The following is a 2,844-nucleotide window of genomic DNA, read 5'->3' as shown; positions in this document are numbered from 1 at the left end:
CGCTGGTCTGGTGCGACGCGGGATTGGAAATTGAAGGACGAGGTCTGGCTGAATCCGAAACGAAATCAGGCAGAGGAACTAATGCTAGCAGCATGACTTGACGCGACATCTTTGTTGACAACTACCGTTTTCAAACTAATCAGATTTGAAGAGCGCATGAAATTATGGTGTACTCATAGGTAGAATGCTGCACGCTTATAGTAACTTGCATGGGTAGAAATTATTTGAAACTAAAATCTAAAGTTAATTTATTTGTATATAATTTGTTAATTAATTAACTTTTATGTATCAATTTTATGACACCGGACGAATTAGAAAGTGTTCGCACCCTCAACGGGTCAAAATTGACTTCGCGCCAACATATGTTTAGCCAACAATCTCTATATGAAAAACAGCCATGGAATCATGGATGTTTTTCTTGATATATCCAGCAAAACTTAATATGCAAATATTGCAAAAACTACATATATTTATCTTTGGTTATTTTATTTGCAATGCAAATGCCGACACTTTAGAGATGAAATTTTGGAAAAAGAATGACGATACGTTAATAGCTTATGGAATGATTTCTGAGCAAAGTCTCGTCGAATTCAAAAAACAGGATTTTCAAAAAATTAAATATCTTGTGGTTACCTCTGGCGGTGGCGAGATTCATGCAGCGGCAGAAATAGGATTAATTATTTTGAGAAATAATATTACTGTGATCGCTAGCGAATATTGCTTGTCCTCATGTGCAAACTGGTTATTTCTTCCTGCGAAAGAGAAAATTCTTTCGAAAAACGCACTTTTGGGGTTCCATGCAGACATTATTTCGCAGTTTAATCTAGTTAGAAAACAAATAAAAATCTCAAACGGGGATCCGAGCAAAAATCTTTTTCTAATAGGAGAGGAATCCACAAAATTACTCTTTTCAGAGGCTGGCATATCGTCGACCATTTATTCAGAAATAGCACAAAGAACAACGTATGCACCTCCATCTATTGTTATGTCTGTTAAGACTGATAAAGGGCAGCTGGTAGAATATGAATTGACGGGCAATGACGAAAACGACTCCACGTTATATTCCAAATATCAAAATGCAAAAGTGATTTCATATCGTTGGAAAGGGAGAATAGAAAACGCATTTTGGTTCCCTTCTAAATCTGAACTAGAGTCGTTCAAAGTTTCGGGTATTCAGGATTACTATTATCCAACAAATATTGGTGAGGTTGAGAGTTTGGAAAAGGGTTACAGAATTCATTTGATTGGAAGTTGGAAACAAGCCGACTGACCTTCCCTCGATAATTAGTTGTACTAGCTCAGACTTAACCAGACACCAGGTGTCAGATGAGTTAGAGTTCTGAAAGACTGTACTAGTTCAAACTTCACCGGACTCGGTAAAACAAGTGGTGCTTATTCGATCACGGAGCACGACGCGGTTGTGCCTCTTAGTGACATCCCTCAATCTTCGGTCGGTGCACCTCTGCCTTGTATCGTCGCAACTGAACATTCTCTTGCCGTCGCCTTTCCGCTCCAAGAGCGTGACCCCAGCTGGGATGGGTCATCTATTCGGATTGTCTCGCATGATTCTGATGAAGAACTTATCGGTGTAATTCGATTTAATCGCGCAATCGCTCATTTCTTTGGGCCGCCAAATGATGAGGCTTTTAGAGTCCATCCGTTGGCAGACCGTGGCCTTGAGCCATATGGCGCATTTGAAATTACTTCCTCTAGTTGGATTCATGCCCTTGAAAAGATGAACTCGGTTCATCCTTGCCACATGCGCGAACACTTCAAGGTCTACAGGCACTTTGTCTTGTCATTTCACGACACTACGTTCGAATGCGTGGCAACTGGCTATACTTGTGAGGTGCATCGAGGCAACTTGCAGCAAATAATGGCGGGATTGTGCTAATCGTGCTTTCCGATTGCGGCCAATACCTGACGTTCACGCTCTAGCTCATCTATTTTCGGAAAAGATTTATGCAAGAACGATTCCGTAACGACATACTGACCAACTACAACAATCGCACAATCCTTGAGCGCTGGGACGCCTTGGCCCTTCCGGACGGTTGGTTAGTTGCTGGTTGTTTATTCCAGACGGTATGGAATTTACAGGCCGGGCGCACGCCGGAGGCAGATATCAAGGACTATGATTTGTTTTATTTCGATGGCGGCGATTTGAGCGAAGAAGGTGAGCGGAGCGTACAAGCACGTGTTGATGAAGTCCTACTTGACTTGGGCGTTCCAATTGAAGTTTCGAACCAAGCACGAGTCCACACTTGGTACAAATCATATTTCGGTCATACTTATCAACAACTAGACAATGCGCGTAGCGGAATTGACCGTTTTCTAATCTCCGCTACCTGTGTCGGAATTAATCCGAATTCAATTTATGCGCCAAACGGGCTGCAAATGCTTTACGATGGCATACTCACCTCGAACTCATTGACGTCACATATTGAGCTGTTCGATGCGAAGGCGGCATCGTATCGCTCTCGCTGGCCGTGGCTTCACGTTATGCGCACAGTGAATGCCCCTGAATGCAGCAACTAGGCGAAGTGCTTACTGGTCGCCAACCGATTTGGCAGTAGCGGCCAATATAGCGGTCGCTTGACCATTTTCTTTCTCATGATATTGCTTTGCTAATTTCTATGTGGCAGGATAGGCCAATGATTTAATGTTGTTATTTAATATAATTTTCAGGACTCACCAATGAACTGCTCAAGAAAACGAGGCGCGGCGTTAAAGCTACTGGAATCCATCGGTATTTCACGAAGTAACTATGCACCACCTCTCGTGCGTCTGTTGTGGCGAGTCGGAATTGATATACCACCGCCGCATTTTGGTGGCATTTTTACCAAT

Annotated in this window: 4 protein-coding genes; all 4 read left to right on the top strand. The window is 42.7% G+C overall.

Going from position 1 to position 2,844, the window contains the following annotated elements; all coding sequences use genetic code 11:
- The first annotated feature begins 397 nt into the window (after nt 1–397).
- On the top strand, nt 398–1,270 hold the full coding sequence (locus ACO0KY_RS19540) for a hypothetical protein (RefSeq protein WP_423048887.1): 873 nt from the start codon (nt 398–400) through the stop codon (nt 1,268–1,270).
- Between the two features lie 150 nt (nt 1,271–1,420).
- Complete coding sequence (locus tag ACO0KY_RS19535) at nt 1,421–1,894, top strand: hypothetical protein (RefSeq protein WP_423048886.1); 474 nt, start codon at nt 1,421–1,423, stop codon at nt 1,892–1,894.
- 68 nt (nt 1,895–1,962) lie between these two features.
- Nucleotides 1,963–2,535 carry a nucleotidyltransferase family protein gene (locus tag ACO0KY_RS19530; protein WP_423048884.1) on the top strand — a complete coding sequence of 191 codons (573 nt, stop codon included), beginning with the start codon at nt 1,963–1,965 and terminating at the stop codon, nt 2,533–2,535.
- 159 nt (nt 2,536–2,694) lie between these two features.
- Nucleotides 2,695–2,844: DUF6404 family protein (locus tag ACO0KY_RS19525; protein ID WP_423048888.1), on the top strand; the 150-nt coding region annotated here is incomplete at its 3' end.

It is taken from the genome of Undibacterium sp. Dicai25W (assembly GCF_049340505.1).
GTDB lineage: Bacteria > Pseudomonadota > Gammaproteobacteria > Burkholderiales > Burkholderiaceae_D > Undibacterium > Undibacterium jejuense.
This window is presented reverse-complemented; position numbering and strand designations above follow the sequence as displayed.